The 24,968-nt window shown below is 64.9% G+C and carries 19 protein-coding genes; 9 read left to right on the forward strand and 10 right to left on the reverse strand.

Features of this window, described 5'->3' with window-relative positions; genetic code table 11:
- Positions 1-5: 5 nt before the first annotated feature.
- The 5 genes from FAY22_RS08150 to FAY22_RS08170 form a co-directional block, all read right to left on the reverse strand.
- Positions 6-1,124, reverse strand: coding sequence for a YbdK family carboxylate-amine ligase (locus FAY22_RS08150; protein ID WP_146329747.1), 1,119 nt, complete (start codon positions 1,122-1,124; stop codon positions 6-8).
- A gap of 1 nt (position 1,125) precedes the next feature.
- On the reverse strand, positions 1,126-2,313 hold the full coding sequence (locus tag FAY22_RS08155) for a cation:proton antiporter (protein WP_146329748.1): 1,188 nt from the start codon (positions 2,311-2,313) through the stop codon (positions 1,126-1,128).
- Between the two features lie 175 nt (positions 2,314-2,488).
- Positions 2,489-2,836 (reverse strand): hypothetical protein, encoded by a 348-nt coding sequence (locus FAY22_RS08160; protein ID WP_146329749.1) that lies wholly within the window; start codon positions 2,834-2,836, stop codon positions 2,489-2,491.
- Positions 2,837-3,298: 462 nt separating this feature from the next.
- On the reverse strand, positions 3,299-4,645 hold the full coding sequence (locus FAY22_RS08165; RefSeq protein WP_146329750.1) for an ATP-binding protein: 1,347 nt from the start codon (positions 4,643-4,645) through the stop codon (positions 3,299-3,301).
- Entirely contained in the window at positions 4,645-5,304 is a 660-nt protein-coding gene (locus FAY22_RS08170; RefSeq protein WP_146329751.1) for a response regulator transcription factor, read from the reverse strand. The genes FAY22_RS08165 and FAY22_RS08170 overlap by 1 nt, the downstream gene beginning before the upstream one ends.
- A gap of 404 nt (positions 5,305-5,708) precedes the next feature.
- On the opposite strand from FAY22_RS08170, the gene FAY22_RS22125 reads away from it, so the two are divergent.
- Together FAY22_RS22125 and FAY22_RS21960 are read left to right on the forward strand one after the other, a co-directional pair.
- Complete coding sequence (locus FAY22_RS22125) at positions 5,709-6,815, forward strand: peptidase M48 (protein WP_210411914.1); 1,107 nt, start codon at positions 5,709-5,711, stop codon at positions 6,813-6,815.
- 114 nt (positions 6,816-6,929) lie between these two features.
- The gene (locus FAY22_RS21960) at positions 6,930-7,100 is read left to right on the forward strand and encodes a hypothetical protein (protein WP_168204800.1); all 171 of its coding nucleotides are present in this window, start codon (positions 6,930-6,932) and stop codon (positions 7,098-7,100) included.
- Positions 7,101-7,192: 92 nt separating this feature from the next.
- On the opposite strand, the gene FAY22_RS08180 is transcribed toward FAY22_RS21960, so the two are convergent.
- Complete coding sequence (locus tag FAY22_RS08180) at positions 7,193-7,741, reverse strand: SRPBCC family protein (RefSeq protein ID WP_246860703.1); 549 nt, start codon at positions 7,739-7,741, stop codon at positions 7,193-7,195.
- A 283-nt stretch (positions 7,742-8,024) separates the two neighbouring features.
- Here FAY22_RS08180 and FAY22_RS08185 point away from each other — a divergent pair, with 283 nt between their 5' ends.
- Entirely contained in the window at positions 8,025-8,498 is a 474-nt protein-coding gene (locus tag FAY22_RS08185) for a hypothetical protein (RefSeq protein WP_146329752.1), read from the forward strand.
- A gap of 86 nt (positions 8,499-8,584) precedes the next feature.
- Here FAY22_RS08185 and acnB read toward each other — a convergent pair whose 3' ends face one another.
- Positions 8,585-11,170 (reverse strand): bifunctional aconitate hydratase 2/2-methylisocitrate dehydratase, encoded by a 2,586-nt coding sequence (gene acnB, locus FAY22_RS08190; RefSeq protein WP_146329753.1) that lies wholly within the window; start codon positions 11,168-11,170, stop codon positions 8,585-8,587.
- 236 nt (positions 11,171-11,406) lie between these two features.
- Here acnB and FAY22_RS08195 point away from each other — a divergent pair, with 236 nt between their 5' ends.
- The 4 genes from FAY22_RS08195 to FAY22_RS08210 all read left to right on the forward strand — a co-directional run bounded on the left by FAY22_RS08195 (position 11,407) and on the right by FAY22_RS08210 (position 17,367).
- Positions 11,407-11,781, forward strand: a complete 375-nt coding sequence (locus FAY22_RS08195; RefSeq protein ID WP_146329754.1) for a hypothetical protein — start codon at positions 11,407-11,409, stop codon at positions 11,779-11,781.
- Between the two features lie 323 nt (positions 11,782-12,104).
- Complete coding sequence (locus tag FAY22_RS08200) at positions 12,105-12,707, forward strand: DUF2760 domain-containing protein (RefSeq protein WP_146329755.1); 603 nt, start codon at positions 12,105-12,107, stop codon at positions 12,705-12,707.
- Positions 12,704-14,548 carry an Hsp70 family protein gene (locus tag FAY22_RS08205; protein ID WP_146329756.1) on the forward strand — a complete coding sequence of 615 codons (1,845 nt, stop codon included), beginning with the start codon at positions 12,704-12,706 and terminating at the stop codon, positions 14,546-14,548. The genes FAY22_RS08200 and FAY22_RS08205 overlap by 4 nt, the downstream gene beginning before the upstream one ends.
- Entirely contained in the window at positions 14,545-17,367 is a 2,823-nt protein-coding gene (locus tag FAY22_RS08210) for an Hsp70 family protein (RefSeq protein WP_146329757.1), read from the forward strand. Before FAY22_RS08205 ends, FAY22_RS08210 begins: the two co-directional genes overlap by 4 nt.
- On the opposite strand, the gene senA is transcribed toward FAY22_RS08210, so the two are convergent.
- On the reverse strand, positions 17,364-18,551 hold the full coding sequence (senA, locus tag FAY22_RS08215) for a selenoneine synthase SenA (RefSeq protein ID WP_210411915.1): 1,188 nt from the start codon (positions 18,549-18,551) through the stop codon (positions 17,364-17,366). The two genes, FAY22_RS08210 and senA, sit on opposite strands and share 4 nt — an antisense overlap.
- A gap of 319 nt (positions 18,552-18,870) precedes the next feature.
- Between senA and hemN the strand changes: the two genes are divergently transcribed.
- Complete coding sequence (gene hemN / locus FAY22_RS08220) at positions 18,871-20,259, forward strand: oxygen-independent coproporphyrinogen III oxidase (protein ID WP_146329758.1); 1,389 nt, start codon at positions 18,871-18,873, stop codon at positions 20,257-20,259.
- Positions 20,260-20,310: 51 nt separating this feature from the next.
- On the opposite strand, the gene FAY22_RS08225 is transcribed toward hemN, so the two are convergent.
- Entirely contained in the window at positions 20,311-20,928 is a 618-nt protein-coding gene (locus FAY22_RS08225; RefSeq protein WP_146329759.1) for a trimeric intracellular cation channel family protein, read from the reverse strand.
- Between the two features lie 279 nt (positions 20,929-21,207).
- On the opposite strand from FAY22_RS08225, the gene FAY22_RS08230 reads away from it, so the two are divergent.
- Positions 21,208-23,178, forward strand: a complete 1,971-nt coding sequence (locus FAY22_RS08230; protein WP_146329760.1) for a U32 family peptidase — start codon at positions 21,208-21,210, stop codon at positions 23,176-23,178.
- Between the two features lie 23 nt (positions 23,179-23,201).
- On the opposite strand, the gene FAY22_RS08235 is transcribed toward FAY22_RS08230, so the two are convergent.
- Positions 23,202-24,935, reverse strand: coding sequence for a thiamine pyrophosphate-binding protein (locus FAY22_RS08235; protein WP_146329761.1), 1,734 nt, complete (start codon positions 24,933-24,935; stop codon positions 23,202-23,204).
- Positions 24,936-24,968: the final 33 nt, after the last annotated feature.

A 24,968-nucleotide genomic window follows, 5' to 3' on the forward strand; every position in this document is an offset into this window, starting at 1 on the left:
GCCTTCTATCCCTCGCGGAACCGGCGGAGCGCCATGTCGACCATGCCTTCCGCGCTGCCGGTGCCGGCATGTTCCTGTCGCAGGAAGAAGGCGTCGCTGCCGGCATGCGCGGCCTGGCGCAGGTGATCCAGCGCAGGCAGGCAGCCGAGCGCCTCGGCGTGCGGCTCGACCCGGCTCAACGTGGCCAGGATGTCGTCGCGCAGCACCAGGCTTTCGTGATTTTTAGGATGCACGACGACGCCGTCCAGCCCGAAGCGGCAAGCCTGGAAGCGGTTGTAGTTGTATACCAGGTAATCGTCCTCCGCCGGCGGTTCCTCGCCGCGCTCGAGCAGGAGGCGGCACAGCGCCTGCAGGTAGCAGGCCAGCGCCGCCGCGCGCTCCACGGCGAGCGGCGTGTCGCACACCCTCAGCTCGATCGTGCCGTACTCGGGCTTGGGCCGGATGTCCCAGTAGAAGTCCTTCATGCTCTTGACCACGCCGGTATGCTCCATGCGCGAAAAATAGCTGGTGGCGAATTCCTCCCAGCTCAGCAGGAAGGGCGCCCGGCCGGAGAGCGGGAAGGCGTACACCGAATTGAGCCGCGCCGAGTTGAACAGCGTGTCGCGCCCCTGCACGAACGGCGACGACGCCGACAGCGCAATAAAGTGCGGCACGTAGCGGTTGAGCGAATGCAGCAGGAACAGCGCGTCGTCGCCGGAAGCGCAGCCCACGTGCACGTGCTGGCCGAAAATCGTGAACTGCTTGGCGAGGTAGCCGTACAGCGCCGACACCTCCTTGAATCGCGGCTTGGAAAAGATCTTGCGGCTAGACCACTGCTGGAAAGGATGAGTGCCGCCGCCGCAAACGCCGACGTTGAGGCGGTCTCCGGCCGCCACCAGCGCGTCGCGGATGCGCTGCAGCTGTTCGAGCAGCGCCGGGTAGCGCGTCTGCACGTCGGTCGCGATTTCTATCATGCTTTGCGTGATCTCGGGCGTCACGGTGCCGGGAAAGCGGGAGCGGTTGAGCAGTTCCAGCATGTCCGGGCTGGCCTCGACGAGGTCGAAATCGGACAGGCTGACCAGCTGCAGTTCCAGTTCGACGCCCAGCGTCAGCGGTTCGGATGTCTTGAAGGGTTCCAGCGGCATGTCATTGCTCCGAGAGGTCGCGCGCTTCTCCGGCGGCTAGCAGCGCGCGCTGCGTAAGAATCGGGCCGGCGACTGCCGACAGCAGCGTCGCCGCCGCCAGCGGCGCGAGCTGGTCGACCAGGTCGATCCCGATATAGCGCGTCTGCACCAGGAGGGAAACGGCCAATACCGACATCGGCGCCAGCGCCACGCCGGTCAGCAAGCCCTTGCGCCAGGAAGTACCGCTGATGCGCGCGAACACGAGCGAGCCGACGATCTTGGCGGCGAGGCGAACCACGAACAGCGCCAGCGCGATGTTCAGGCCCGACAGCACGCGCGGCCACGCCAGCGCGGCGCCGACGAATACGAACAGCAGCACCATCAGCAAATCGCCCAGCACGCCGAAATTGCGCTGCGCCGGGCTCAGCGTCACGCGCCGGTGGCGCGCCATGATGCCGAAGATCAGAGCCGCCACCACCGGCGACACCTTCAGCGCCTGCGCCAGCGCGACCAGCAGGATCACGGCGACCGCGAAAGCCACTGTCGCGTGCCGCTCCAGCGCGCCGAGCTTGCGCAACAGGCCCGGAACGGCGATGCCGAGCGTCCCGCCCAGTGCCGCCGACACGACCAGCACCAGGGCGCTGTTCGAGATCGCGCCCCACAGGCTGCCCGAGCTTTGGAATGTCCACAGGCCGACGATGATGTTGAACGCGAATACGGCGATGACGCAGTTCAGGGCAGCCAGGTGCAGCGAGCGCTCCGTTACCTGGCCGGCCCCGTGCTCGTCGTTCACCACGCGCATCAGCTCGGCCGGCGAGGTGGCGATGGCCAGCGACGCCAGCAGCATGGCGCTGACCGCCGGCATGCCGAGCATGGTGGCGACCGCATAGACGGCCGCGAAGGTCGCGACGGATTCGAGCAGGCCGGTCGCGCCGATCCAGCGGTTGGTGCGCAGCCAGCGCAGGTTGATCCGGTAGCCGAACTCGAACAGGATCAGGCCGAAGGCGATGTTGGCCAGCAGCAGTATGTTGCTCTCGCTGGGCCGCGGAAGAATCCCGGCCTGCGCGTACGACAGAACGAAGCCGGTCAAGCTGTAGGTGGCGACGCGCGGCAAGCCGATCCATTTGAAAGCAAGCTCGCCCAGGACCCAGGCCAGGGCAAGGGCCAGCGGCCAGACGAGCCCTGCCGACTCGATCATGAAGTTGGACATTCGTTCTCCTGTTGCTGTGCATGGATGGTCGGCGGAACCGGCTTTCGGTCCAGTCGCGGCGTCGGGAGTTTCTCGATTGGGTCTTAACGGCTGTACGCGAGGCTGGCACCGCGACGCATGGGCCGAAACACCCTAGCGCTCCGACCCTTGCCGCAGCTGCGAATTCCGCGGTCGTTCAGGAACGCGAGCCGCTGTTGGCGTGGATCAGGCGGCTTATTCCGACCAGTTGCCGCGAGTACGTGGCCGCCAGCTTGTCTATTTTTTGCCTCAACTCGTTCGATTGCGGCTGGTAACGGTAAGTCGGCATGCCGGCCATTCGTTCCGCGAAGCCGGCCGCGCAAAGCGCATCAAGCAAGGCGGCCGCCGCTTTCTCGTCCACGTAAATCTTCTTTGCCAGTTGCTCCCGGCCCCACTCTTCCGCCTCGGCCGCGCGCAGCTGCAGCAAGGCTTCCAGAAACGACACGGATGGAATCTTCTCCAACACGAACTGCCTGACTTCATCGGGGATATTTTCCCGATTCATAACTTCCCCATCATCTTTCAGTCCTTGCGCCGGACGCGGCAAGCCGATGCTCGGCCCGCGCCGCACATCCCCGATGAGACCGTGACGTGCGGACGTGCCTGCGGCGCGCATGCGCTGGGCGGCGGCGTGTCGGCCTTGGCCGGCAGCCGGAGCCCGCGGGCAATATCATTTACGAATTCGACGCTTCTCTGTTTGCACCGGAATGTCGCTTCGCGACAGGTGTCAATCGCGTGGCCGCGACAAAAAAAGTCCCCCCGATTACGGGGGGGATAAATAGGGCCGGTAATTACCCTTTCGATCGCACAACGCTGCTAACGCTGCTGGTTTCCCGGATCGACCGGGAATGATTAACATCTTGCATGACGATACTTAGGCGAATCTTAAATAACGGAAAAAAGTGATGGCGAGGAAGCGCGACTCAGGTTCGCAGCCGGCGGACTCATTACTCCGTCTTGTGCCGTCTTATGCCGTCTCTCCCGCAGGAATGGCTTCCGCCACGGTTTCGCGCGGCAGCGGGAAAACGACTTTCACCAGCAGTCCGCCAAGCGCAGAACGGTCGAGCACGATGTCGGCATCGTGCCGTTCGACGATCGCCTTCACGATCGCCATGCCGAGTCCGCTGCCGCTCGGCTCCGTGCCTGGCACGCGATAAAAGCGGTCGAAGATACGGAGCCGGTTTTCCTCGGGAATGCCGGGGCCCGAGTCCTGGATCGTGAGTGTCGCATGCTCCTTCCCCGCGGCAACGTCGATCCGGATCTGGCCATGTTCGGGCGTATAGCGCACGGCGTTATCGAGTACATTGCGCACCATCACCCGCAGGCTGTCGGCGTCGCCGTACACATCGACATCGGCGAATTCGCCGTATTGCAGCTGGATCTGCCGCGACTGCGCCAGCGGCGTCACGTCGCTGGCCGCCAGCTCGACGCAGGCATTGAGCGACAGCAGCACCGGGCCGCCGGCGTCGGCCAGCGGGTCTTGCCGGGCCAGCGCCAGCAGCTGTTCGACCAGGCGCGAAGAGCGGTCCACGCCGCCCAGCAGGCGCTGCACCGCCTGCTCGCGCGCGGCATCGTTCCTGGCGCGCGCCAGCGTCTGCACCTGCAGCTTGAGCGCAGTGATGGGCGAGCGCAGCTCGTGCGCGGCGTCAGCCACGAAACGCTGCTGCGACTGCAAGGCGCGCGACATGCGGTCCAGCAGGGAATTGAGTTCGGCCACCAGCAGCGACACTTCCTTCGGCACACCCTTGTCGGACACCGGGGCCAGCGAGTCGGTGTTGCGGTGCGCCAGGTCGTGGCCGATGCGGTTGAGCGGCGCCAGGGCCGAGGTCACCACCCACCATGCTGCCCCGAACAGCAGCAGCGACACGGCCAGCACCGGCCACAGCGAATGCAGCGCCATCTCGATGGCGCGGTTGCGCCGCGCATCCATCTTTTGCGCGATCTGGATCACCCGCGTTTCGCGTTGCACCGCGTAGACGCGCCAGTCGCCGTTGTCCAGCGTGACGTTCGAATAGCCGAGCGCGCCCTGCTCGGGCAGCGCCTTGTAGTTGCGGGACTGGTAGACGCGCACGCCGTCGTCGGTCCAGATCTGGACCACGAAGCTGAAATCGTCGATCTCGGACGGTCCCTTGTACCAGTCGGTCTGCTGGAAGCCGCTGTCCTGCAGCGCCAGCGCCATCTGCTCCATGTGGTAGTCGAACAGCGTGTTGGAGGCGCGCAGCATGGCGCGAAACGAGGTCGCGTACTGCAGGCCGGCGGCGGCGACGATGGCCACGCCCAGCAGCAGGATGAGGCGGATGCGCAGCGACTGCATCAGACTTTCTCGACCATGTAGCCCAGCCCGCGCACGGTGACCACGAACTGGGCGCCGAGCTTCTTGCGCAAGCCATGCACGTATACCTCTATCGCGTTGCTTTCGACTTCGCCGGACCAGCCATACAGGCGTTCCTCCAGCTGGGCGCGCGACAGGATCGCTCCCGGCCGCGCAATCAGCGCATCGAGGATCATCCATTCGCGCGACGACAGAACCACCTGCCGCTCTGCCACCAGCACCTGTCGCGTCATGGGGTTGATCACGATATCGTTCTTTCGATAAACCTGCTGCACCGAGCCCCGCGCGCGGCGCACTAGAGCATGCATGCGGGCAATCAGTTCTTCCAAGTCGAACGGCTTGACCAGGTAATCGTCGGCGCCGATATTCAGGCCCTGCACGCGCTGGGCCAGCGTGTCGCGCGCGGTGATGACCAGCACCGGCGTGTTGTCGCCACGCGCACGCAGGCCGCGCAACACCTCGGTGCCGTCCTTGCCCGGTATCCCGAGGTCGAGCAGCACCGCGTCATAGCCGTCGGCGGCGAGCGCCGCCTCGGCGGCCACGCCATCCTTCACCCAATCGATGGCCACGCCTTCGCCGTCCAGCGCGATCTGGATGTTCTCGCCGATCATGGGGTCGTCTTCTACCAGGAGTATTTTCATCGGATTACTTGACGATGCGGGGAATCGATCGCATAACGATCGTGCAGGGATTTCACGATTGTAGGCGCGCATGGCGGCGGGCGGCAACACCGGCGGACCGCCCCGCGCCCTCGCCTTTTAAGGCTGGCCTAAGCCGGGCGGTGCATGATGGGCGCGGAGCCGTCGCCGGCCGGCCTGAAACAGGAAAGGCCGTGCCTTTCGGGCACGGCCTTGCTTTTGTCTCCCACCCTCTTTTGAGATGGATTTTTTTTTACTGCGAACGAATTCTGCACTGTTTTTCCAGACTTGAAAACACTTTGTTTGAAGATCCCGGCATCGTCGCCGGAGGCATGCTACATGCACATTTCCGCAAAGCCTGTCCCGCACATACCCGCCCCATCCGGAGCGCGCGCAACTTCGGCGATATGCCCCCAGCCATTCGTCTGCTGGTCGCTGCGCCGCTGCTCGTCCTGGCATCGTGCGCGCTGCCGCCGCAGAGGAGCGTTCCGCCGCCGGCGCCCGCCCCTGCCCCAACGCTCCCCCGGGTCGCCGAGCCGCCCGCTCCGGCCCCTGCCGCACCGGTTCCTGCGCCTCCGCCGACGACGCAAGCTCCCGTGCCTCCCGCCCCGGAAGAGAGGGGGGCGGCGTTGCGCGCGTGGGTGGAACAACAAAGCCGCCTCTACCGCGTGGCGGCGCCATTGCTTATCAACAACACGGAGCTATGCCCGCAGCATGCCAGGCCTATCCTCGGGTTCACCGCCAAAAACAGGTATTCGTTTTCGAGCGGCTTCATTGAGGCCGCCCAGGCCTCGCTCGGGCTGGGGGACGAATTGCGCGTAATGGATGTATTGCCCGGCAGCGGCGCCGAGCAGGCTGGATTGCGCAAGGGCGACGTTCTGGTCGCCGTGGAAATCGAACCGGCGCCGCAGGGACCGGGAGCAGAACACATGGCCGCCGCACTGATTGGCGAGGAAACCCAGGGCCGCGACAGCCTGCATCTGGGGATCAGCCGCGCTGGCGAACGGATGGCCTTCGATATTCCCCTGACTCCGGCGTGCGCCATGGCGCTGGATCTCGGCAATTCGGACGACGTCGGCAGTTTTTCCGATGGACGCCGGGTGATGCTCACGCGCGGCATGCTTGGCTTCGCCCGCTCCGACCAGGAACTGGCCTATGCGCTAGCCACCGAGATCGCACGCAACGAAGTCATCTCGGATGCGCGCCCCGCCATGGCGGAACTGATCGACCGCTTGCATACGATCGGGTCAGCTGCGGCGTCTGGCGATGCGCCGCCGGCAACCCAGGGTCATTCTGCCTCGGGTGACAGCACCGACCGTCTGGCGCTCTACCTGCTCGCGCGTGCCGGCTACGACATCGACGGATTCCCGGCTTTCCTGGACCGGCTGGACGCCGCGAACGGCAGTACCGCCCCGGAAAATCCGCCCGGCGCGGATGCACGCGCGACGATGCTCGAGCAAGCCGTCAGGGAAGTCAAGACAAAGAAGGAAGATGGCCAGCCGCTGGTGCCTTAGCACCAATTTTCGCGGCTTAAGGGAGGCCTAAGCTTCTTGTGTGACTATTGCTGTCACTCATGCGCCGGCTGGCGCATAAGGTAAACGTGGCTTCGATCTCATAAGGAATTATCCATGTCCGAAAAAACCGCAGCGATTGACACCCTCCGTCAACCCTCTTCTTCGGCGGATGCATGGCGCCTCATGGCTAATCGCGCACCGGGCGTTCCCATCCGGCGGCTCACCAGGGCGCAGCGCAACGAGCAGGAAAGGCTGGACCGCTACGGGCGATTCGGCCGTCGCTGATCGGCAGATGCGGCGCCCCCGTTCGCGGGGCCTACCGGGCAGGCAGATGAACATGCCTGCCTTTTCTCCATGCTCACGGGTACATCAATGGATCAATGGTGTGGCTGCACCGTGCCTCTCCAGGCGCCGGCTTCCCTGCCCCGGCTCTCCAGCATTTCCTTGAAGCGGCTGAGATTCTGTTTTGCCTGGAGCTTCACCGCCCCGAGCGTGTCACCCACCTGTTCGGTAAACGTTTCCGGCGCATAGCTCATCTTCAGATTGATGCGAGTGCGCGAATCCGAAATCCTGTCGAACGTCACCGACCCGGCGTTCGGTACGCCGGTAGTGCTGCTCCATGCAATTTTCTTGTCCGGAATCTGATGCGTAATTTCCGCATCCCACTGCTTTTCCTTGCCAGCAACTGTTGCCTTCCAATGTAGCCGTGTATCGTCCAGCTGCCTGACCTCGTGCACCGAGCTCATGAACTGAGGAAAATCTTCAAACTGTGTCCACTGGTTATATGCGGTGCTGATCGGCACATCGACTTCGATCGATTCTTCCACTGTGGACATCCCTGCGCGATTCCCGGATTTCTTCATTTGCTTGGATAGAACGGCGCCACCGACGGCGAGCGCTGCCACTGTAAGGATTCTTCCGAACATCTGATTCTCCTTGTCTGCATTGGCCCCCTGGCCACGGAAAATTAGGACATGGCGAATAATGCAAGGTTCGCTTGAAAGCGTAGCGCAACTCCGAAAATCAGGCTGCCGAGCCTAGCTGCGTATGAGCAAGTCACCGAACTACGCATCGGTGCGCGCGACCATGACCTGCTGCCTCCCTGATTATTTCCATTTCCGCAATAGACCAACGTTCGTATCCCTGTTTTTCCTGCCACAGGCAATAGATAGACTGCGCTCCATCGAACAATAATTTTTGGAGCACACCATGGCAGCCCGGCTCAAGCATTGCCATCACCAACTCGCCGCCCTCGTTGCAGCAGCCATGCTGGTCCCGCTGCATGCCGCGGCAATGACGGACGGATTGCGACCAATGGGAGAGGCGGAACTGGGTAAGGTATCGGCGCGCGGCTTGCCGGACGAATCGCTACATCACGCCATCGACGGCGCGCAAGCGGATACCAGCAAGGTGATCGGCAAGCTTACCGCTTCCCTGAACAAGGGCCTGAACTTCCTCGACGTCGAAACGACCCTCCGCGACGTCAGCTACGATCCGGCGCGCGCGACCACCTTTGCCAACGCAGACGGATCGATCACGCAAATCCTGCCCAATACGATCGGTGAAGTCAGCTTCGAGAATATCCGCGTGAAGGGCGCGGCACCCGGCGCCAGCTTCGGAAGCATTTCGATCAAGGCGATCGACCTCGCCGGCACGTCGCTGATCCTGTCACCCCGGCGCTAGCGCGGAAAAAAACAAGGCCCGCATCGCGGGCCTTGTTGTCGTTCCATCTTCGCCTGCGCATGTCGCCATGCGCAGGATGACAGGCATCAGAGCTGGACGGTATCCGCCACTTCGCGGAATTCCGCGATCTGGTCGAAGTTCATGTAGCGGTAGATATCGGACGCGTTCTTGTCGATCACGCCGATATTCGCCATGTACTCTTCCTTGGTCGGGATCTTGCCGAGCATCGCGCAGACAGCCGCGAGTTCAGCCGAGCCGAGGTAGACGCGCGTATCCAGACCCAGGCGGTTCGGGAAGTTGCGGGTCGAGGTCGACATCGCGGTGGAGCCCTTGCGCACCTGCGCCTGGTTACCCATGCACAGCGAGCAACCCGGCATTTCCATGCGCGCGCCGGTGCGGCCGAGGTTGCCGTAGTGGCCTTCGGCGGTCAGCACCTGCTGGTCCATCTTGGTCGGCGGAGCGATCCACAGGCGGACCGGGATATCGCTCTTGCCTTCCAACAGCTTGGACGCTGCGCGGAAGTGGCCGATGTTGGTCATGCAGGAACCGACGAACACTTCGTCGATCTTGTCGCCGGCGACTTCGGACAGCGTCTTCACGTCGTCCGGGTCGTTCGGGCAAGCCACGATCGGTTCCTTGATGTCCGCCAGGTCGATCTCGATGACGGCAGCGTATTCCGCGTCGGCATCGCCCTTGAGCAGTTCCGGCTTGGCGATCCAGGCTTCCATCGCCTTGATGCGGCGCTCCAGCGTACGCTTGTCCTGATAGCCGTTGGCGATCATCCACTTCATCAGGGTGATGTTCGAGTTCATGTACTCGATGATCGGTTCCTTGTCGAGGTGGACCGTGCAGCCGGCGGCGGAGCGCTCGGCGGAAGCGTCGGACAGCTCGAATGCCTGTTCGACCTTCAGCTGCGGCAAGCCTTCGATTTCGAGGATGCGGCCGGAGAAGATGTTCTTCTTGCCCTTCTTCTCGACGGTCAGCATGCCCTGGCGGATCGCGTACAGCGGGATCGCGTTGACCAGGTCGCGCAGCGTGACGCCCGGCTGCATTTCACCCTTGAAGCGCACCAGCACCGATTCCGGCATATCCAGCGGCATGACGCCGGTGGCAGCCGCAAACGCGACCAGGCCGGAGCCTGCCGGGAACGAAATGCCGATCGGGAAACGGGTGTGCGAGTCGCCGCCGGTACCGACGGTGTCCGGCAACAGCAGACGGTTGAGCCAGGAGTGGATCACGCCGTCGCCCGGGCGCAGGGCCACGCCGCCGCGGTTCGAGATGAAGGTCGGCAGTTCGCGATGCATCTTGACGTCGACCAGCTTCGGGTAGGCCGCGGTGTGGCAGAACGACTGCATCACCAGATCGGCGGAGAAGCCCAGGCAAGCCAGGTCCTTCAGCTCGTCGCGGGTCATCGGGCCGGTGGTGTCTTGCGAACCCACGGTGGTCATCTTCGGCTCGCAGTAGGTGCCCGGGCGAATGCCCTGGCCTTCCGGCAGGCCGCAGGCGCGACCGACCATCTTCTGCGCCAGCGAGAAGCCCTTGCCGGAATCGGCCGGGTTTTGCGGCAGGCGGAACAGCGTGGACGGAGCCAGCCCGAGCGACTCGCGCGCCTTGGCGGTCAGGCCGCGGCCGATGATCAGCGGAATACGGCCGCCGGCGCGCACTTCGTCAAAGATCACGTCGGATTTGACCTTGAATTCGGCGATCACTTCTCCGTTCTTCAGCGCCTTGCCTTCATACGGACGCAGTTCGATCACGTCGCCCATGTCCATCTTGGACACGTCGAGTTCGATCGGCAGCGCGCCGGCATCTTCCATCGTGTTGTAGAAAATCGGAGCGATCTTGGAGCCGAGGCAGACGCCGCCGAAACGCTTGTTCGGAATGAACGGGATGTCTTCGCCGGTGAACCACAGCACGGAGTTGGTCGCGGACTTGCGGGAGGAACCGGTGCCGACCACGTCGCCGACGTAGGCGACCAGGTTGCCCTTGGCCTTCAGCGCTTCGATCTGCTTGATCGGGCCAACCTTGCCCGGCTCGTCCGGGTTGATGCCCGGGCGTGCATTTTTCAGCATCGCCAGCGCGTGCATCGGGATATCCGGGCGGGTGGTTGCGTCAGGAGCCGGCGACAGATCGTCGGTATTGGTTTCGCCGGAGACCTTGAACACGGTCAGGGTCATGCTTTGCGGTACTTCCGGACGGGAAGTGAACCACTCGGCATCGGCCCACGATTGCAGCACGGCCTTGGCGTTCGCATTGCCCTTGTCGGCCAGTTCCTTGACGTCGTGGAAATAGTCGAACATCAGCAGGGTCTTCTTCAGGCCATTGGCAGCGACGCCGCCAACGACTGCATCACCCAGCAATTCGATCAGCGGCTTGATGTTGAAACCGCCCAGCATCGTGCCCAGCAACTGGGTCGCCGTCTCGCGCGAAATCAGCGCGCATGTTTCTTCGCCCTTGGCGACTTTCGCCAGGAAGGCCGCCTTGACCTTTGCCGCATCGTCCACACCGGCCGGAACGCGATTGGTAATGAGGTCGACCAGGAATTTTTCCTCGCCTGCGGGAGGATTCTTCAGCAATGCCACCAGCTCTTCAGTCTGTTTTGCGGACAAGGGCAGCGGGGGAATGCCAAGCGCGGCGCGTTCGGCGACATGTTGACGGTATGCTTCCAGCATGTGTGTGCTCTCGGTTGGTTTAGGAAAGAGGTGAAAATTCGCCATTCCACTGCATCCATGATGCCGGCAAATGGAACAGGCACGCCCGCATTATACTATTGCGAGCCCGCAACTCTTCTATAAGATACAAGAGTTTTATAAAAAAGTGTCGAGTTGTCTCAACAGCAACTGAATTTGCGGCCGATTCTTGTGACGCGTCACGTAAAATAAGAGGCAGAACCGGAGACTGCCTGCCCATGTCCGCAAACCGAACCTCGCCCCCGGCCGAACCGAAGCGCCGAGGCCGCCCTCGCCTGCCGAACGCCCTGACTGCGGCGCAACGGGCCAAGCGCTACCGAGACAAAAAGCGCGCGCGAGACGCGGCCACGCAAGCCGCCGGCACCGCACCGCGCACCGCCGCGGAGCTGCTGGCCGAAAACAATCGCCTGCTGCACGCCCTCGGCGCCGCACGCATTCGCATCAGCGACCTCACCGGCGCATTGGAATTCTTTGTCGAAGCAAGATCGAAGAACAGGAAGATTTCAGCCGAACAGATGAAAGGACTGCATGCGCTTCTGGCGCTCGGCGATCCTCTGGCCGAGGCTTTTTCTTCCGACAAGAAACAAAAATAAGCCGCGCCACACAGACTCCCGTCTCGTTGCCAACTTTTGGCTTGTTTTCAGCTTTCGCGCAATACAGCCTGCCCCGTTTTCCCTTCCAATGGGCGGCAATGCCGCGCCGAGAATGCTAGCAATCAACAGAACTCGCCGGCCAGACGCCTGCCCGGTGTGTCGCGCACCCGGTAAAGCGCCCGCGGGGTGAACCATCCGTTTTTTTTGCAAATCTTATACCTCGATGGCTATTGCGCTCCACCGTGCAGCGCCTGTCCGCACTTAGCAGCATGCCGCACCGTTCCACTGCCACGCGCATTCGATCAATAACTCAGGAGCATTGCATGACCGACACGAAAACCAGGCCGGAGAAAAACCCCAAGCCTTCATTTTTCCGGCGCATCCCGCTCGCCTTCGGCGCCTTCTTCCGCACCTTTTCCGACGTGGATTACGCCAGCCGAATCGATCATCTGCGGCAGCCCGAAGCCGCCCCGCCGGAACCGGCTCCGGCGCCCGCTCCTGCCCCGGCGGCCGCGCCGAAGCCGCCACCGCCGCAACTGAAGGAAGCGTCGCCGGACGCGGCGCTGCAGCTGCTGGCCCTGCTGCAGCGCGATGCGCGCCTGATCGACTTCACGATGGAAAACCTGTCCAATTACACCGATGCCGAAATCGGCGCGGCGGCGCGGGTGGTGCATGAAGGCTGCCGCAAGGTGCTGAACGAGCACTTTACGATCGCCCCGATCCGGGAGGAAAGCGAGGGCAACCGCATCACCCTGAATGAGGGTTTCGATGCCGCGTCGATCAGCCTCACCGGCATCGTCGTGGGCAAGGCGCCGTTCCACGGCAGCCTCACGCACCGCGGCTGGCGCGCCAAGGAAGTTCGATTGCCCAAGCTGGCAGAGCACCATGACGCGACCGTGCTGGCGCCGGCGGAGGTGGAGCTATGAGCGCGCCGCGCTATTCGATCGGGATCGACCTCGGTACCACCCACAGCGCCCTCGCCTATACCGACATGCAGGCCAGCGATGGCGAGAAAACGCTGCACGGCGTGCTCGACGTTCCGCAGCTCACCGCGCCCGGCGCGGTGGAGGCGCACGCGCTGCTGCCGTCCTTTCTCTACCTTCCGCACGGCGACGAATTCGCGCCGGGCGAGCTCAGCCTGCCCTGGACCGGCGCGCTGGACTACATCGTCGGCGAACTGGCGCGCAGCCGTGGCGCGACCACGCCGATCCGGCTGGTGTCGAGCGCCAAGAGCTGGCTGTGCCATCCCGGCGTGGACCGGCGCGCCGCCATCCTGCCGGGCGACGCGCCGCCGGAAGTGACGCGCGTTTCGCCGCTGGAGGCGTCGATCCGCTACCTGACGCACCTGCGCCATGCCTGGGACCATGCGCATCCGGATGCGCCGTTCGACCGGCAGGACGTCACCGTCACGATCCCCGCCTCGTTCGACCCAGCCGCGCGGGAGCTGACCGCTGAAGCCGCGCGCGCCGCAGGCTACCAGTCGCTCACGCTGCTGGAAGAACCGCAGGCCGCACTGTACAACTGGATACAAGCCAGCCAGGGCCGCTGGCGCCGGGAAGTCAAGCCCGGCGACATCATTCTGGTGGTCGACGTCGGCGGCGGCACCAGCGACTTTTCGCTGATCGCCGTGGTCGAGCGCGAGGGCAACCTGGAGCTGCACCGGGTCGCGGTCGGCGACCATATCCTGCTCGGCGGCGACAACATGGACCTGACCCTGGCCCACGTCGTCGCGCGCAAGCTGTCGGCCAACGGCACCCAGCTCGATCCGTGGCAGATGCGCGCGCTGACCTACGGCTGCCGCGCCGCCAAGGAAACGCTGCTGTCCGAAACCGACGCCCAGTCCGTGCCGATCGTCGTGCCCAGCCGGGGCTCCAAGCTGATTGGCGGTTCGATCCGCACCGAACTCACGCGCGAGGAAGTCGCCGCCGTCATCCTCGACGGCTTCTTCCCGCAGGTGGACGCTTCGGCGCGACCGGCTACCCGTACCCGCGCCGCGCTGACCCAGCTCGGCCTGCCTTTCGCGCAGGATGCGGCGGTGACCCGCCATCTGGCCGGCTTCCTTGGGCGCCAGGCCGGCGCGCTGGCCGAGCTGGAAGGCTTCGTCGGGCGCGTCGATCCCGGCGCCAGCTTCCTGCATCCGACCGCGGTCCTGTTCAACGGTGGCGTATTCAAGTCCGACTTGCTGGCCAAACGTGCCATGGACACCATCAACGGCTGGCTCGCCGCCGAAAACGCGCAGCCGGCACGCCTCCTGACCGGCGCCGACCTCGACCTGGCGGTGGCGCGCGGCGCGGCATATTACGGCTATGTGCGGCACGGACGCGGCGTGCGCATCCGCGGCGGCACCGCGCGCGCCTATTACGTCGGGGTCGAATCGGCGATGCCGGCCATCCCCGGCATGGAACCGCCGATACAGGCGCTGTGCGTGGCGCCGTTCGGCATGGAGGAAGGCAGCGACGCCGAGTTGCAGACGCAGGAGTTCGGGCTGGTGGTGGGCGAGCCGGTGCATTTCCGCTTCTTCGGCTCGTCCACGCGGCGCCAGGATCAGCTCGGCACCATGCTCGACTGGTGGCAGCCGGACGAATTGCAGGAACTGGACGAAATCCAGGCCACGCTGCCTGCCGAAGGACGAGAGCCGGGCGAAGTGGTGCAGGTCCGGCTGCACGCCAGGGTGACGGAGGCCGGCACGCTCGAGCTGTCGGCCGCGCCACGTAGCGGCGGCGAGCGCTGGAACGTGGAATTCGACGTGCGCGGCCATAACCAATGAAGCGATTTGCGGTCGGCATCGACCTCGGGACCACCCATACCGTCGTCGCCTATGCCGAGCCCGGCGGCAGCGACATCCGCCTGTTCGACATCGAGCAGCTGGTCGCGCCGGGCGAGGTCAAGGCGCTCCCGCTGCTGCCGTCGCTGCGCTTCCATCCCGCACCGGGCGAGCTGCCGGCAAGCGAACTGCAATTGCCATGGGCGGCGGCCGGCGACAGCGGCCAGGAGCCGGTCGTGATCGGCATGCTGGCGCGAAAGCTCGGGGCGCAGGTTCCCGGCCGCCTGGTCGCCAGCGCCAAGAGCTGGCTGTCGCACGGCGCGGTCGACCGCATGGCGCCGATCCTGCCGTGGGGCGCAGCAGATGACGTGCGCAAGGTGTCGCCGGTGCAGGCCAGCGCCAGCTACCTGGCCCATGTGCGCGCGGCCTGGAACTGGCAATTTCCGCAACATCCGCTGGAAGAGCAGGAAATTGTGCTGACGGTCCCCGCGTCCTTCGACGAGGGCGCGCGCGAACTCACGCTGAACGCGGCCCGCATGGCCGGCTTGCCGCGCCTGCGGCTGCTGGAAGAGCCGCAGGCGGCGTTCTACGACTGGCTGTTCCGGCACCGCGCCTCGTTGGCCGGCGAACTGGCGGACACGCGCCTGATCCTTGTGTGCGACGTCGGCGGCGGCACCACCGACCTGAGCCTGATCACGGCCGGAATGCGCGACGGCCAGCCGCAATTGACGCGCATCGGCGTCGGCAAGCACCTGATGCTGGGTGGCGACAACATGGACCTGGTGCTCGCGCATATCGCCGAGTCGCGCCTGACGCCGGCCAACGGCGGCTCGGGCGCGGGCCAACGGCTGTCGGCCGGGCGGCTGTCCCAACTACTCGAACGCTGCCGCGCCGCCAAGGAGCAGTTGCTGGGGCCGTGCGCGCCTGCCGCCGTCACGGTCACGCTGCTGGGCGCGGGCTCGCGCGTCATCGGCGGATCGCGCTCGGCCGAGCTGACGCGCGAGGAGGCGGCGCGCGTCATCCTCGACGGCTTCTTTCCCGCGGTCGCTCCCACCGAGCCGGTGCAGCAAAGGCGCAGCGGCATCGTCGAGTTCGGCCTGCCTTATGCGAGCGATCCGGCGATCACCCGCCACATCGCCGCATTCCTGCAGCGGCATGCGGCGGCGGCGCGCGGAGCGCTCGGCTTGCCGGATGCCGGTGACGCGCGCCTGCCCATGCCCGACACCCTGCTGCTCAACGGCGGCGTGTTCCGTTCCGACCTGATCGTTCAGCAGCTGGAAAGCACGCTGGCGGACTGGCGCGGTGCGCCGCTTCGCCTGCTGGACAATAATGACCCGGACGTGGCGGTCGCGCGCGGCGCGGTCGCCTACACGCTGGCGCGATCCGGCCTGGGCGCCAGAATCGGAGGCGGCTCGCCGCGCAGCTATTTCCTGGTCCTCGACGACCGCTCCCACGGGCGCCAGGGCGTCTGCGTCCTGCCGCGCGGCAGCGAGCAAGGAAAGGAAGTGCTGCTGCCGGAACGCAGCTTTGCCTTGCGACTGGGCCAGCCGGTACGCTTCCATCTGGTGTCGTCGACAGCCGGCGAAAGCGGCGGGCGGCCGCACCGCGCCGGCGAACTTGTCGATCTCGACGGCGGCGACTTCGTGCAGCTGCCGCCGATCGCCACGGTGCTGCGGGGCGCGGCGGCCGGCGCAAAAGCGGAAATCCCGGTGCAGCTGGCCACCGCGTTGACCGAGATCGGCACGCTCGAAATGCATTGCGTGAGCATCGACGATCCCGATCAGCGCTGGAAGCTCGAATTCCAGCTGCGCGGCGACGGGACCGACGCTACGGAGAGCGACGCGACGGCCGACCTGCCGCCGCGCTTTTCCGAAGCGCTGGCGAGGATCGACCGCATCTTCGGCACGCGCGCGCAGAAGGTCGAACCGAGGGAAGTACGGCAGTTGCGCGCGCAACTGGAAAAGCTGATCGGGCAGCGCGAGGGCTGGCCCACGCCCCTGCTGCGCCGCCTGGCCGACGCACTGATCCAGCGCGCTCGCGGCCGCCGGCGCTCCGCCGACCACGAACGGGTTTGGCTCAACCTGACCGGTTATTGCCTGCGCCCCGGCTTCGGCTATCCGCTCGACGACTGGCGCACGGGGCAGCTCTGGGCACTGTTCGAGGCCGGCGCGCAGTACCGCAACGACGTCCAGGTCTGCGCCGAATGGTGGACGATGTGGCGCCGCGTGGCCGGCGGCCTGGAAACCGAGGCGCAGCTACGGCTGCTCGACGACTTCGCGCAGAACGTGGCCGAAGACGAGGTCCCGGACCGCCCGCCCGGGCTGGTCAAGGGCAGCTACGATGACATGCTGCGCCTGGTCGCGGCGCTGGAACGTATCCCTGCAAGCTACAAGGCCGAGATCGGCGACTGGCTGCTCGGCCTGCTGGGAAAGGACAAGCCGCAGCGGCGCGGCGTTGCCGTGCCGGACAGCCTCGTGCTCTGGACGCTGGCCAGGGTCGGCGCGCGCCAGCCTTTCCATGGCAGCGCGCACGACGTCGTGCCGCCGGAAACCGCCGCCGCCTGGGTCGACGCCATCATGGCGCTCGACTGGAAGCACCAGGAAGCCGCGCCGTTCGCCGCAGCCCACGTGGCGCGCCTGACCGGGGACCGCTCGCGCGACCTGCCGCAAGCCACGCGTGAGCAGGTCATACGGCGCCTGGAGGCGGCCGGCGCTCCGCAGGCCTGGACCGTGATGATCCGCGAGGCGGTGCAACTGGACGAATCCGGCGAGCGCAGCTTCCTCGGAGACTCGCTGCCGCCGGGGCTTAAGTTGATTGCCTAGAGCGCGCAGGTCCTGAAGCCCGCGAAGATGTCGTTGCGTTGCGGCATGTAGAAATTGCGGAATGCGGCTGAGCGCATGCGCGGCGGCGTGGCGAACGAAGCTCCGCGCAACACCTGATGCGTGCCGAAGTACGGCGCCGAATATTCGCGGTAAGCGTCCGCGGAAAATCCCGGATACGGGGCGAAAACCGAATCGGTCCACTCCCACAGCTCGCCCCAGCGAAATGCCGGATGACCTGACTGCGCTGCGCGCACCCATTCGGCTTCGTCCGGCAGCCTTCGCCCGGCCCAGGCGCAATAGGCTTGCGCTTCGTACAGGCTGACATGCCGGACCGGTTCGTTGGGCGCGAGCGCCTGCGGCGCGCCGAAGCGCAGCTGATGCCAGTGGTTTCCATCGCGGCGCCATTCCCGTGGCGCATCCGCTCCGTGCCACGCCAGCCATTCGCGCCCGGCCGCGCTCCAGAAGCGCGGATCGCGGTATCCGCCGGCATCGACAAATTCCCGGTAGCGCGCGTTGGACACCAGCGTCGCGTCGATACCGAACGGTTTCACCTCGCAGGAATGCGCCCACTTTTCGTTGTCGAACACGAATCCGTCGCCGGGACGCCCGCCCAGCTCGACGCTGCCGCCGGCAAAGCGGATCTCGCCGGCTGCGCCGGGCGGCGCATCCTGCACGGCCAGAAGCGCGGGCGACGCGAGATTCAGCGTCTGCAACGTGTACGCGAATGCCTCGCCGTGCATGTCTTCGTGTGCCAGGATCAGGCGATAGGGATAGAGCGCGGCGTCGCTGTCTTCGGTGCGGCCCAGTTTGTCCAGCACGGCGTCGTGTACGTCGCGGCAATATGCCCTGACCGCCGTCGCCGGCGGCAGTTCGGGCGACCAGCGCGTATCATGAGCGATCGTATTCGAATTGAACCAGGTGTCGCTTTGCGGCCATATCGACGGCCGCCGAGCGGCCTGTGGCGCGCTCGATGAAGCCTCGCGCAGGATATACCACTCGGCGAACCACGCGATGTGGCCCAGTTCCCAGCGAGGCGGATTCACGATGGGCAGCATCGGCATCCGGGCTGGATCGTCCATGCCGCATGCCGCAAGGCAGTCGAAGAACGCCAGCGTGCGGGCGCGCGCGTCCTGCATGCCTGCCGCCAGCGCCTGCGGCGGCGCGGTTCGAAAAGAAGCGTTCATCGGCGACTCTCCGGAATCGGGCGCGATGGGCACGGCCAATCCGCGCATCCTAGTTATCTGTCCGAGATGGGACAAAAAAGGTTATACCAATGCATCAAGCTTTGCGCACGAAATCATGAAAAGACCGTGCGCAAAGATGTCTTTTTTGCTCATCCGTAATAACATTGCTCTATCACACTGCAAAACCATTAACGGATGCCGATGATCCGGCTTGTTCCCGATGGTCGAATTCGCCTGTTGACTGGCGGAACTCGGCACCGGTCCACCTGTCCGACGGGAACAAGCCCGGCCCCCTCAACCTTTTTCAGGATGCATTACCATGTCTTCCGTCGTCGATATCGAAATTCCAGAAGATCTGATCCGCCGCTTCGACAAATCCGGACCGCGCTACACCTCCTATCCGACCGCGGACCGCTTCACGCCGGCCTTCAACGACCAAACCTACATCACCTACCTGGAGCAGCGCGCCGGGCGCAGCGACAATCCGCCGCTGTCGGTTTATCTGCATTTACCGTTCTGCGAGTCGCTTTGCTATTTTTGCGCATGCAACAAGATCATCACGCAGGACCATGGCCGCGTCACCGAATACCTGCGCTACCTGGAAAAGGAAATGGAACTGGTGGCATCCCGGATCGGGCCGGACCGGCGCACCGTGCAGCTGCACCTCGGCGGCGGCACCCCGACCTTCTTCAATTCGGATGAGCTGCGCCAGCTGATGGCCATGGTGCGCAAGCACTTCACCTTCACCGATGACGCGGAACTGGGCATCGAGATCGATCCGCGCACCGTTCGCGAGGACACGCTCGCCTTCCTGGCTGAACTCGGATTCAACCGCACCAGTTTCGGCGTGCAGGATTTCGACCCCGAAGTGCAACAGGCAGTCAATCGCATCCAGCCCCTCGAGATGGTGAACAGGGCCGTCACGGCCAGCCGCGCCGCCGGTTTCCAGTCGATCAATGCCGACCTGATTTATGGCTTGCCCAAGCAGACGCTGGAAAGCTTCAGCCGCACGCTCGACAGCCTGATCCAGGTGTCGCCGGACCGCATCGCGCTGTACAACTACGCGCACCTGCCGAGCCGCTTCAAGGCGCAGCGCCTGATCGTTGCCAGCGACCTGCCTTCGGCGGAAACCCGCCTGCAGATTTTCCTGATGTCCACGCGCCGGTTGCTCGACGCCGGCTATGTCTACATCGGCCTGGACCATTTTTCCAAGCCGGATGAAGAACTGAACCTAGCGCGCCTCGACAACACCCTGCACCGCAACTTCCAGGGCTATACCACGCGCGCCGACAGCGACCTGATCGGCTTCGGGGTGTCGGCTATCGGCAAGGTCGGCAGTTCGTACAGCCAGTCGGTGCGCACCGTGAAGGCGTACTACGAGCATCTGGACCAGGGCCGCCTGCCGCTCGAAAAGGGGTTCGAACTGAGCAGCGACGACCTGATGCGGCGCCAGATCATCATGGCGCTGATGTGCAGCGCTCCGCTGGACATCGCCGCCATCGAAGCGCAGTACAAGGTGGACTTCTGGAGCTATTTCGCCCACGAAGTCGCCCTGCTCAAGCAGTTTGAAGACGAAGGATTGATCACGATCGCCCCGGACTCGATCCGCGTGACGCCGAAGGGGCGCCTGTTCGTGCGCGCCATCGGCATGGTCTTCGACAAGTACCTGTCGCAGCCGACCACCTCGACCTACTCCAAGCTGATCTAGGTTTTCGCCCCGCGCGGGAAGTCTTCCGGCGTAAGCGCCTTCAAAACGCGCTTACGCCGGCAAGCGCAGGTTGAACCGCACCGCCACCAGCCGTACGACGACCGTCAGGAGGATGCTGGTCGAAAGGCTCAGCACCTCCGGCACATCCACCCTGGCAAGCAGCAGATAGCACCAGCAGCCGAGGAAGGCGCAGGTTGCATACAGCTGGCCGCGCCGGAACACCATCGGTATCTCGTTGCAGATAACGTCGCGCAGCACGCCGCCGAAAATCCCGGTAATGACGCCCATCATGACGGACACGAACAGCGGCATGCCGGCTTCCTTTGCCAGCGATGCGCCGAGGACGCTGAACAATCCCAGGCCGAAGGCGTCGGCAGTCACCAACATCTTCTCGGAAAACGCAAAACGCAGGTGGCGCATGAACGGCGTGACGACCATCGCCAGGATAAACACCAGCAGCGTGTATTCCTGGTGCTCGACCCAGAACAGGGGGCGCCGGTCGAGCAGCAGGTCGCGCAGCGTCCCGCCGCCGAACGCGGTGATGAACGCGACGGTAAATACGCCGACGAGGTCCATGTCCTTGCGGCGCGCCTCGACGAACCCGGAAAACGCGAATGCGAGAATCCCGAGGGTTTCGATAATCTGGATTAAGGTGGAAAAACTGTACATGCCAAGCCGTATCGCACTCCCGCCGCCGCACGGCCGGGACGATGGTCAGAAAGGATTGAGAGGGAACGGGAGTGTAGCAGCCGGGCTGTCTTTCGGGTGGAATAAACATGGTCAAAATGGCCATGATCGCGCGTTAGAGCGTGCTTGCATTGCCACTTTGAAAACAACCGGCGCGAACGAGAACTTGCATCCCGAAACAGGAATCTGATACTGGCAAGGTGGCTCAGGCAGCCGCCCCGATTTGGCTATAATTCCCGCCTTCTCCACAGGATTTCGCCCATGTCGCTCTCCGACCATCAGCTTGAACTGCTATCGCCCGCCAAAACCGTCGAGATCGGCCGGGAAGCCATCCTGCACGGGGCCGACGCGGTCTATATCGGCGGCCCCGCGTTCGGCGCGCGCCACAACGCCAGCAACGAGCTCGCCGACATCGCCGGCCTGGTGGAATTCGCGCACCGCTACCATGCGCGGATCTTCGTGACGATGAATACCATCCTGCACGACGCCGAGCTGGAAACCGCCCGCAAGCAGATCTGGCAGCTGTACGACGCCGGAGTCGACGCGCTCATCGTGCAAGACATGGGTTTGCTGGAAATGGACCTGCCGCCGATCCAGCTGCATGCCAGCACCCAGTGCGACATCCGCACCGTGGACAAGGCCCGCTTTCTGGGCGCGGTCGGCTTTTCCCAGCTGGTGCTGGCGCGCGAACTGAGCCTGGAGCAGATCCGTGCCATCCGCGCGGCGGCCGATACTCCGCTCGAATACTTCATCCACGGCGCGCTGTGCGTGGCGTTTTCCGGCCAGTGCTACATTTCGCACGCCGACACCGGACGCAGCGCCAACCGCGGCGACTGCTCGCAGGCCTGCCGCCTGCCCTACACCCTCACCGACGGCCAGGGCCGCGTCGTTGCCTACGAAAAGCACCTGCTGTCGATGAAGGACAACGACCAGAGCCGCAACCTGGAGGCTCTGATCGATGCCGGCATCCGCTCGTTCAAGATCGAGGGACGCTACAAGGACATCGGCTACGTGAAAAACATCACCGGCCACTACCGGCGGCTGCTCGACGATATCCTGGAGCGCCGCCCCGAATTCTCACGCGCTTCGAGCGGAACGACGCGCCTGCTGTTTTCGCCGGACGTGGACAAGAACTTCCACCGCGGCCACACGGACTACTTTGCCCAGGGGCGCCAGCCCGACATTGGCGCGTTCGATTCACCCAAATACGTCGGCACCCAGCTTGGCAGCGTCATCCGCATCGGGGCCGACCATTTCGACATGACAGCCGATGCGGCGATGGCCAACGGCGACGGCCTGAACTACATGCACAAGCGCGAGACGGTCGGCATCCTAGCCAACCGTGTCGAAAAAATCGGCGGGGACGACGAGGGCCAGCGCTGGCGCGTATATCCCAACGAAGCGATGGCGGCCCTGCCCGGGCTGAAGGTGGGCAGCGTGATTCACCGGAACCGCGACCGGCAGTGGGAGGCAGCACTGCAAAAGAAATCGGCGGAACGCCGGGTGGCACTGCGGCTGATTCTATCCGAGCATGCGGGCGGCCTGCGCCTGTCGATCAGCGACGAGGACGGCGTATCCACCATCGCCGATGCCGCCATCCCGCTGCAGCCGGCAGAGCAGCCGGCGCAGGCAGAAAGCGCGCTGCGCGCCAGCCTGGGCAAGCTCGGCAACACCATGTTCGAGGCCGCGCAGATCGACCTGGCGTTGTCCCAGCCCTGGTTCGTGCCGGCGGCGGCCATCAACGCGCTGCGCCGCGACGCGATTGCGGCGCACGAGGCGGCACGCCTGGCTGCCTGGCAGCGCCCGCCGCGCAAGGCTCCCGCGCAGCCGTGCCCGGCCTACCCGGAAACGCAACTGTCCTACCTGGCCAACGTCTACAACGAGAAAGCGCGCGCGTTCTACCAGAAGCACGGCGTGCAGCTGATCGACGCGGCCTACGAGGCGCACCAGGAAGCCGGCGAAGTGTCATTGATGATCACCAAGCATTGCCTGCGCTTCTCGTTCAACTTGTGCCCCAAGCAGGCCAAGGGCGTGCAGGGCGTCCAGGGCCAAGTGCGCGCCGAGCCGATGACGCTAGTCAGCGGCAACGAGCGCTACACGCTGCGCTTCGACTGCAAGCCGTGCGAAATGCACGTCGTCGGCGCCATCAAGCCGGGCGTCCTCAACTCCCCGCCGCCGTCGGCCGTGCCATACAGCCCGCTCGTGTTCCACCGCCAGCGCCCGCGCAACTGACGCGGATACACGGATGCGCGCGTTCAGCCGGTCACCTTGCGCATCAGCGCGCGCCCGGCGAAGCGCATCCGCTGCGACAGCGGGAAGCGCTTGAACGTCGATTTGGCCGTGCCGCTGGTAAAGGCGGTTCGTTTCGAATAATCGATCGCAACATCGACGATCACCGGGCGCCCGCCGGCGGCGACGCGCCTTGCCTCGCCGATCGCGCCGGCGATCCCCGCCTCGTCCCGCATCGCGACGTAGGCCGCGCCGGTGGCCAGCGCGATGCCTTCGATGTTCGGCCCGGCCAGCACGGTGCACGGCTTGCGGTTGTACGGGATCTGCTGCGCCTGGGCGATCTGCGACAGTTCGCCGTCGTGGAATACGAAATAGATGATCCCGAGCCGGTTGGCGGCCGCGGTCACGATTTCCATGCAAGTCATCATGAAGCAACCGTCGCCGACGATCGCAAACACTTCCATGTCCGGCTGCGCCAGCTTGGCGCCGATGGCGGCCGGAACCGCGTAGCCCATGGCATTGAAGTCGGTCGGTGTCAGAAGCCTGCCGCCGCGATGGATAGGAAACAGCTCGGCGGTCAGGAAGGTATGGTTGCCGTCGTCGAGCACGGTGACAGCGTCGTCCGGCATCTGGCGCCGCAGCTCGTCGAAGAAGTGCGCCGGATTGACCCTGCCCTTGCTGTCGTGGGCATACCATTCCTCGCGATAGGCGCGCTTGTCGCGCGCGATCTGGGCTTGCAGCTCGGGATTCGCCGCCCGCGGCCCGCGCGCTTTCAGTTCCGCCAGCAGCGCCGCCAGCGTCGCCTTCGCATCCCCGGCGATGTTGACGGCCCCCGGGTAATTGGCATCGAACACAGCGGGATTGATATCGACATGCACCAGGTTACGCGGTACCACGGCACTGAAGCTGCCGGTCGGGATCTCGCCGAAGTGCGTACCGACCGCCAGCATCGCGTCGCAATCGCTGAAGGCGTTGCGCGCGGCCGGCACGGCCGACGGACTGAAGCCGAAGCCGGCATGCAGCGGATGGTCGCCCGGGAAGGTCGACAGGCCCTGCAAGGTCGTGCTGACCGGTGCCTGCAGCAGCTCGGCGATGGCGACCAGCTCGTCGGTTGCCGCCCGCGCCCCCCAGCCGACGAACAAGCCCGTCTTCCTAGCACCGAGCAGCATATCGGCGGCGCGCCGGATCAGCTCGCGCTGCGGCGCCTGCTGTGCCGGCGGCGCCTGCCAGCGCGGCAGTTCGCCGACTTCGCCGGGAAACAGCTGCAGGTTGACCGGGATTTCGATCAGCACCGGGCCTGGCTCGCCGCCGGTGGCGATGCGGTAGGCCTCGAAGATGGTCGGCACCACGTCCTCGTGGCGCAGCACGCGGAAAGCCGCCTTCGTCAGGGGCTTGGCCAGTTCCATCTGGTCGATCTCGTGCAATTGGAAGCGCTTGCCGGTGTCGGTGCGGATCCCGCCCGAGAAAATCAGCATCGGGATGCCGTCCAGGAAGGCTTCGCCGATGCCGCTGGCGGCGTGGGTGAAGCCGGCGGCGGGAACGATGGCCAGCGCGCCGATCGTGTCGCCGGCGGCACGGCTCACGCCGTCGGCCATGAAGGCCGCGCCGCCTTCGTGCGTCACCAGCACCGGCGTCACTGACTGCGAGTTGTTGAGTTCGTCGTACAGCTCGGTATTGTGCACGCCGGGTATGCCGAACGTGAACCTGATGCCAAGCTGTTCCATCGCGTAGACGGCCAGCCATGCCGCGGTTTTCTTCATGCTTGTTTCCTTGATCTGATTATTGGTAACGTG

The sequence above is a fragment of the Noviherbaspirillum sp. UKPF54 genome, assembly GCF_007874125.1.
In the GTDB taxonomy this organism is placed as follows: Bacteria; Pseudomonadota; Gammaproteobacteria; order Burkholderiales; family Burkholderiaceae_D; genus Noviherbaspirillum.